Source organism: Alphaproteobacteria bacterium (assembly GCA_019695395.1).
GTDB lineage: Bacteria > Pseudomonadota > Alphaproteobacteria > JAEUKQ01 > JAIBAD01 > JAIBAD01.
The window spans coordinates 23168-30370 of the sequence record JAIBAD010000021.1; the positions used below are offsets into that span (position 1 = coordinate 23168).

Annotated in this window: 10 protein-coding genes; 7 read left to right on the top strand and 3 right to left on the bottom strand. The window is 33.4% G+C overall.

All coding sequences use genetic code 11. The features are described from left to right. Nucleotides 1–84 precede the first annotated feature (84 nt). Genes K1X44_05120 through K1X44_05135 form a run of 4 tightly spaced genes read left to right on the top strand, consistent with a single transcriptional unit; the run spans nucleotide 85 to nucleotide 2546 of the window. Nucleotides 85–777, top strand: a complete 693-nt coding sequence (locus K1X44_05120; GenBank protein ID MBX7146672.1) for an ABC transporter permease — start codon at nucleotides 85–87, stop codon at nucleotides 775–777. A 30-nt stretch (nucleotides 778–807) separates the two neighbouring features. Beyond that, nucleotides 808–1698, top strand: coding sequence for a YicC family protein (locus K1X44_05125; protein MBX7146673.1), 891 nt, complete (start codon nucleotides 808–810; stop codon nucleotides 1696–1698). Beyond that, nucleotides 1698–2348, top strand: coding sequence for a guanylate kinase (gmk, locus tag K1X44_05130; GenBank protein ID MBX7146674.1), 651 nt, complete (start codon nucleotides 1698–1700; stop codon nucleotides 2346–2348). Before K1X44_05125 ends, gmk begins: the two co-directional genes overlap by 1 nt. 48 nt (nucleotides 2349–2396) lie before the next feature. After that, nucleotides 2397–2546, top strand: a complete 150-nt coding sequence (locus tag K1X44_05135; GenBank protein ID MBX7146675.1) for a hypothetical protein — start codon at nucleotides 2397–2399, stop codon at nucleotides 2544–2546. Between the two features lies 1 nt (nucleotide 2547). Here K1X44_05135 and ndk read toward each other — a convergent pair whose 3' ends face one another. Continuing rightward, a complete protein-coding gene (ndk, locus tag K1X44_05140) occupies nucleotides 2548–2970 on the bottom strand; it encodes a nucleoside-diphosphate kinase (protein ID MBX7146676.1) in 423 nt (140 codons plus the stop codon). Nucleotides 2971–3052: 82 nt separating this feature from the next. Next, the gene (locus K1X44_05145) at nucleotides 3053–4015 is read right to left on the bottom strand and encodes a zinc ABC transporter substrate-binding protein (protein MBX7146677.1); all 963 of its coding nucleotides are present in this window, start codon (nucleotides 4013–4015) and stop codon (nucleotides 3053–3055) included. An 89-nt stretch (nucleotides 4016–4104) separates the two neighbouring features. On the opposite strand from K1X44_05145, the gene K1X44_05150 reads away from it, so the two are divergent. From K1X44_05150 to K1X44_05160, 3 genes are read left to right on the top strand one after another with little or no spacing between them, the layout of a single operon-like run. After that, the gene (locus K1X44_05150) at nucleotides 4105–4578 is read left to right on the top strand and encodes a transcriptional repressor (GenBank protein MBX7146678.1); all 474 of its coding nucleotides are present in this window, start codon (nucleotides 4105–4107) and stop codon (nucleotides 4576–4578) included. Continuing rightward, nucleotides 4566–5333 carry an ATP-binding cassette domain-containing protein gene (locus K1X44_05155; GenBank protein ID MBX7146679.1) on the top strand — a complete coding sequence of 256 codons (768 nt, stop codon included), beginning with the start codon at nucleotides 4566–4568 and terminating at the stop codon, nucleotides 5331–5333. The genes K1X44_05150 and K1X44_05155 overlap by 13 nt, the downstream gene beginning before the upstream one ends. A 32-nt stretch (nucleotides 5334–5365) precedes the next feature. After that, on the top strand, nucleotides 5366–6166 hold the full coding sequence (locus K1X44_05160; protein MBX7146680.1) for a metal ABC transporter permease: 801 nt from the start codon (nucleotides 5366–5368) through the stop codon (nucleotides 6164–6166). Here K1X44_05160 and K1X44_05165 read toward each other — a convergent pair. Beyond that, nucleotides 6150–7203 (bottom strand): putative 2-aminoethylphosphonate ABC transporter permease subunit (locus K1X44_05165; GenBank protein MBX7146681.1); only part of this gene is annotated, 1054 nt, incomplete at its 5' end. The genes K1X44_05160 and K1X44_05165 overlap by 17 nt on opposite strands.

Sequence of the window (7203 nt, forward strand, 5' to 3'; positions counted from 1 at the left end):
CCTTATATTGTTTTTGCCCTTGTGTCTTATTTTTGGACACCTTTTGATGTGTACAATCTAAATCTAGCACATAAATTTTCCCCAATGACATCTACCAATTGGTTAGGTACCGACCAGTATGGGCGAGATATTATGTCTATGATTATGGTTGGTGCTCGTTATTCTTTGGGGATAGCTTTGTTGTCCATTTTTTTTGGTTCAATCATTGGGATTACTTTGGGTATGGTAATTTTTTTGAATCGCAATATAAAAGGCGATTTGATTTTGGGTATATCAAATATTCTTTTTGCTTTTCCAGCTTTGGTGACGGCAATTATTTTAACAGCTGTTCAAGGACCGCATTGGATAAATGTTGTTATAGCAGTTATTTTATTTAATATACCAATTTTTACAAAATTAACATATTCCATTGCCCTCGCAATCGAAAGTAATCTTTATATTCAAGCAGCAAAAGCATTAGGTCGAAATAATATGGATAATTTTTATTATCATATTTTACCTAATATTAAAGGCATATTAATTGTGCAAATGGCAAGTCAATTTTCCTTGGCCCTATTGGCAGAAGCAGGTCTAAGTTATTTAGGTTTTGGAGTACAGCCACCTGATCCTAGTTGGGGTAGAATGTTGAGTGAGGCACAAAGTTTTATAATGGTTGTACCTGAACTTTCGATCTATCCTGGTATGTCAATTTTGATTACAGTGTTGGCAGGTAATCTTATAGGTCATGGGTTAAGGAATGCTTTGGACCCCAAATATCGTTATTCAATTTTTATTTAATAGGTATATTTTAATAAAGGATTATAAATTGTGACACTTATAAGTATGACAGGTTTTGCGCGCGAAGAGGTTGTTCATCATCAACAAAATTGGGTTTGGGAATTACGTAGCGTAAATGGAAAGCAATTGGATATAAAGTTTCGTCTTCCTGCCGGGTTTGATGATCTTGAGATAAAAACACGCACAGAACTTCTTAATCAATGTAAACGAGGGACAGTTATCATAACATTAACCCCGCCTACAAAAAATAATTTTAAATCGGCAGTTTCCATTAATTATGAATTTTTAGATCGGGTTATTGAATTTTATAAAGAAATACAGCAAAAAATCCCAGTTGATCCGCCAAGGTTGGATGGGCTTCTTAGTGTACGTGGGGTACTAGAATTTAAAGATTCTCTCGACGATAATTTAGACTATCAAGAAGATTTACAACGTACACTTTTAGAGGGATTTAAAAAAGCATTATCTTCCTTAATAGTAATGAAAAAACAAGAAGGGGAATATCTCCATAAAGTTATTTTGGGATTTATGGTTAAAATCCAAGATCTTGTATCTCAAGCATCAAATTTGGCTGCGTTGCAACCTCCCCAAAGATATGAAAAACTTAAACAGATGTTGGCGCCTCTTTTAGAATTATCAACAATATCGGAGGAACGTTTAGCTCAAGAGGCAGCTTTTTTAACTTTAAAATGTGATGTAAGAGAAGAACTTGATCGATTATCTTCTCATATTAAAGCGGTTGAAAATCTATTACAGGAAGAAGGAAATATTGGACGTAAACTGGATTTTTTATGTCAAGAATTTATGCGGGAAACTAACACTATGAATGCAAAATCTGCGGATATGGCCTTGACTAAAATAACGCTAGAGCTTAAAGGAACTATTGAACAATTTCGTGAGCAAGTACAAAATATTGAATGATGGTTTCATCACTTGAAAATGGTTTAGTCCAAAGACGTGGATTATTATTTGTTTTATCTTCCCCTTCTGGTGCAGGTAAAACAACAGTGTCCAGACTTTTATTGGCCCAAGATTCTGGGCTTAGTATGTCGGTATCGGTTACCACACGTCAACGTCGTCCAGGCGAGGTTGCTGGTATCGATTATCAATTTGTTGATCTTACAAAATTTAATCAACTTATTGAAGCACAAGAACTTTTAGAATATGCAAAAATTTTTGATCATTATTATGGAACCCCAAGACAGCAAGTAGAAAAAGCTTTGATAAAAGGTCAGGATGTTTTGTTTGATATTGATTGGCAAGGAACACAACAATTAGCACAAAAAGCGCGTGATGATTTGGTCAGTGTTTTTATTCTTCCCCCTTCGATGAAGGAATTAGAACGTCGCCTTCGATCTCGTGATCAAGATAGCAAAACTGAAGTCGCGAAACGTATGGCCACAGCATCAGATGAAATGAGCCACTGGGCCGAATATGACTATGTTATTATTAATATTGATTTGCAAACAACACTTAATCAAATTCATGCTATTCTTAGGGCAGAACGTCTTAAGAGAGAACGCCAAGGTGGGCTTCATGAATTTGTTAAAAAATTAAGAGAAGGCCAATAAAATTTTACTTTAAATAATTTAATTTTTATAAGGAAAGGATTGTTAATTATGTCAAGTGACGATAGTTTTTATAATGAACATAATAAAGCATTAGCAGATGAACGTGAAAAATCTTGGTATGTTTTTACCAAAATAACATTTTATGGAATTATTGGGATCGCCATCCTACTTCTTATTTTAAAGATTTGGTTGGCTTAAATTAACCAACCAATTCTAATCCGCTGAAGAAATAAGCAATTTCTTGCTTGGCATTTTCGATGGAATCTGAACCATGGACAGAATTTGCTTCTATGGATTCTGCATAATCTTTACGAATTGTCCCTATCTCCGCTTGGGCAGGATTGGTTGCCCCCATAAGCTGGCGATTGGCTAGAACGGCGTCTTTACCTTCTAAAACCTGAACCACAATAGGACCACTTGTCATAAAAGTGCATAAATCCTTAAAAAAAGGTCTGTCTTTGTGGACACCGTAAAATTGTTCAGCTTGGGCTTTGGTTAACCAAAGACGTTTTTGGGCAATAATTTTAAGCCCGGCCTTTTCAAAACGGCTATTAATTAAACCTGTAAGATTACGTCTTGTTGCATCTGGCTTAAGAATAGATAAAGTTCTTTCAGTTGTCATCATTATTTCTCTTTCAGTTGATATAGATATTTATATAGATAATGCGTTATTTTGATAAAAGTCAATGTTAGACAAAAATATTTTATTCAGATTTTAAACATTCATAAAAATTATCGGCAAGGTTTTTCATCATAGTAAAATAAAGATCTGGACCTTCTTTTAAGGTACCACCTAAAGGGTCTAAAATTTTTGTATGAATAGTTGGATTGTTTTTAAGAATATCTTTGAAATATGTTTTGTGGGATGGTTCTTCAAAAAAACATGTAACTTTATTTGTTATTATTTTTTTTTGGATATCATTTAAATGCTTGGTACCAGGACTTTGATCTGGGCTTAAACTAATAGCCTCGTCGTTAGTAAGATTATAATGTTTGCTAAAATATTGATAGGCATCATGGGTGACAATAAAAGCTTTATGATGAACAGGTTTTAATTTATCAACAATTTCTTGATCTAAAGTTTTTAATTTAGTTATCATTTTTTGATTATTTGCTTGGTACAAAACCTTATGGTCTGGATCATTTTGAATAAAGATTTGGGTTATGTAATTAATTAAAATTATAACATTATCAATATCCAGCCAAATGTGCGCATCATAATTAAAATGAGATAATTCATGAAAATCATCCCCATGACTTTCGTGGTCATCTGGGTGACGTAAAGGTAATAATTTTAATCCTTCAACTGAACTTAATTTAATAATTATTGGGCTATTTTTATGAACTTGATCGGCATTATTAAATAATTTAGCTAAAGCTGGTTCAATAGTTTCTCCCATCCAGAATATTATCTGCGCTTGGTTAATTTTTTTGATATCTGATGGTTTTAATTGATATGTATGTTCTGATTGTGCGCCGGTAATCAATAAATCTGGGTTACTAACCCCCTCGGTTAGATTGGCAACAAGAGAATGAAGGGGTTTAATGCTTGTGAGAATAATAGGCGAAGAAGCAAAGGCAGAAAGCGGACATACTAAAAAAAATGCCATGCCATAGTGAAGATAGGGAATTATTTTTTGAATAAAATGTTTATTAAAAGAAACCATAAAATATTAAATAAGAATTGTTTTATAAGATGATATGTTATAATATAACATAAAAGCAAGTCATAAAATTAATGATTTAGGTATTCCGTTTGAAAAAAAAATCTCTTCACCATCCCCATAATCATACGTCATGTATAGCTAATGCTATACTTGCGGCGGAAAAAATAAGCTTAAAGAAGAAAGTACAATTGACGCCACTTCGGCGTGATATTTTGAAAATCATTTGGGGAAGTCATAAACCAATTAAGGCCTATACAATTTTATCTATTTTATCCAAAAAAAAAGGTGTGGTTGCCCCTTTGACAATATATCGTGGCCTTGATTTTCTTTTGGAACTTGGTCTTATTCACCGTCTTGAAAGTTTAAATGCTTTTATTGGGTGTCCACATCCCTTATCCATACATCGATCCCAATTTTTTATTTGTACAACATGTCAAGATGTTATGGAAATGACAACTGTATCTCCTATAAATTTGATTAAGAAGGAAGCAGAAGTAATAAATTTTACAATCACGGAACCTATCATTGAAATTAAAGGTTGTTGCCAAAAATGCAGGATATAGCAAAGCAAGATAAAAGTTTTTTGTTACGTGCCGAAAATATTACCTTGCGCTATGGGCAAAAACTAATTTTAGATCATATTAGTTTTGATATACAAGTTGGACAAATTACAACTTTAATTGGTCCTAATGGGGCAGGTAAAACAAGTTTGATAAAAATTATTTTGGGGCTTTTGCCAGCAACATCTGGGGATTTAAAAATCAATCCCACTATTCGCATAGGATATATGCCGCAAAAATTTAATTTTAATCCAATCATTCCGTTAAAAGTTAGCCGTTTTTTATCCCTATATCAGAATATAAAATCGGATGATATTGTAGGTATATTAAAAGAAGTAAAGGCAGATCATCTTTTTCATTCTTCTTTAGCAACTTTATCTATGGGTGAACTTCAACGTGTTTTATTGGCCAATGCCCTTTTACAAAACCCAGATCTATTAATTTTGGATGAACCGCTTCAAGGTGTTGATATTATCGGACAAATAGAATTTTATGATATTGTCCAAAATTTACGTCATAAACGAAGATGTAGTATTTTGATGGTATCCCATGATCTTCATTTCGTTATGGCGTCAACAGACCACGTATTATGTTTAAATCATCATTTATGTTGCCAGGGACATCCAGACCATATTGGATCGCATCCCGCGTACCAATCTTTATTTGGCGATGCGCTGTCAAAAAGTATAGGAATTTATCAACATCACCACGATCATGTTCATCATGATACTTTTTACGAAAGTGATAAAAATAAATGATCTTTTATCATTTTTATCGAAGGTAATTATTCATGGAATCTTTTATCCTATATGCGTTAGTTGCGGGTATAGGGGTGGCCTTATTATCGGGACCCTTGGGATGTTTTTTAATTTGGCAGCGTCTTGCTTTTTTCAGTGATACATTGGCCCATAGTGCCCTTTTAGGTATCGGTATAAGTTTATGGTTTCATCTTAATCCCTTATGGGGTATTTTTTTAGTTACACTGATTATTGCTTTTCTCTTAACAATAACACGTCATAAAAAAATATTAATTCATGATGGATTTTTAAATCTGCTTTCCACGACAAGTCTTTCTTTGGGCTTAATTCTTATCAGTGTGAATCCTGGGGTACAAAGCAACTTAATGACTTATCTGTTTGGGGATATTTTAACAATTACTTTCAAAGATATTATACTGATTTATTGTATGGGTGGCATATTTTTGACCGTTATCTGGATTTTTTGGCGTCCCTTATTGGCGGTCACAGTTGACCCAGATTTGGCTGTCATTCACAAAATACCTATTATTAAAATACGTTTATTATTTATGGTGATGATTGCCATAACCATTGCGGTTGCTATTCAAATTATGGGGATTATTTTAATAACTGCGCTATTTATTATACCTGCCATGGTGGCAAGATATTTTTCATCTTCTCCTGAGAAAATGGTTTTACTTGCGACCTTAATTGGTATTTTTGTTGTCATTGGGGGGCTTATTTTATCTTTTTATTTGGATTGGCCAGCTGCCCCTTCTATGGTTTTAATGGCAACAACTTTTTTTGCTGTGGGATCAATAAGCAACTATTTAAATTTTAAAATATCAGCTTGACATTGTATTGATACCATGGGGCATGAGCAAAGATCATTTTCACAAGTATGTTTTTTAGTATCACAATACATAAAACGGTCAAAAAGATTAAAATACTCATGGCGGCAGCACTGGATGTATATCCTGTATCGTTCATATTTACAATAGCAATAGATGCCAATTTAGTGTGGGCCGAATACAAAAAAATCACCGAAGATACCGTAACCATTGAATTTGTAAAAAGATAGGTTCCAAGGTTCAAAAGGGCTGGCAAAGATAAAGGTAAAATAATTTTGCCTATAATTTTGGTCATTTTTCCATGAAGAGAATATCCAACTTTTTCAAAAGACTCGTCGATTTGGCCGAAATGATTGCGCATTAGCATGTATCCCGTTGTGTAAAGATGGGCCAATGTATTAATGACTAAAACTAAAAAACCTGGATATAGAAAATTGAATAAGGGAGCAAAAGAGCTAAAGAAAAAAATATAGGATAACCCAAAAACCACACCTGGTATGGCAATAGAAATAGATGATACATAATGGATTAAAGTGGTTATCAGCCCCCGCGATTTTATTCGTGTGGTTATATATGCTGTTAAGCTTATCAAGAATAATCCCAGACATGACACACAGAAAGCCAAAAGCAAACTATTAATATAACTGGACCAACCTGCTTCATCAAAATGGGTGAAATTATAATGGGATAAGGTAAGCGTTAGATTATAGGGCCAATAGGTTATAAATGATCCTATAAAAGCAGCCATAAAAATCATAGCAATAAAAAGTGCTGGGATTAAAGATAAAATGAATAAAATAGAATTTTTAATCATACTGGGTTTTGGTTGATAAGGAATAGCATGAGGCATAAAGGTAGTTTTTTGTTTTTTAAAAAAAAGATAATCAATGCAAAAAATCATTAAACTTGGTATCAATAAAAGAACCGCCACAACAGAACCCAAAGAAAAATTATATTGGCCAATAATATATTGATAAATGTCGGTTGCTAAAACACGGTAATTTCCCCCAACAATGGCGGGTACCCCAAAATCTGTTAGG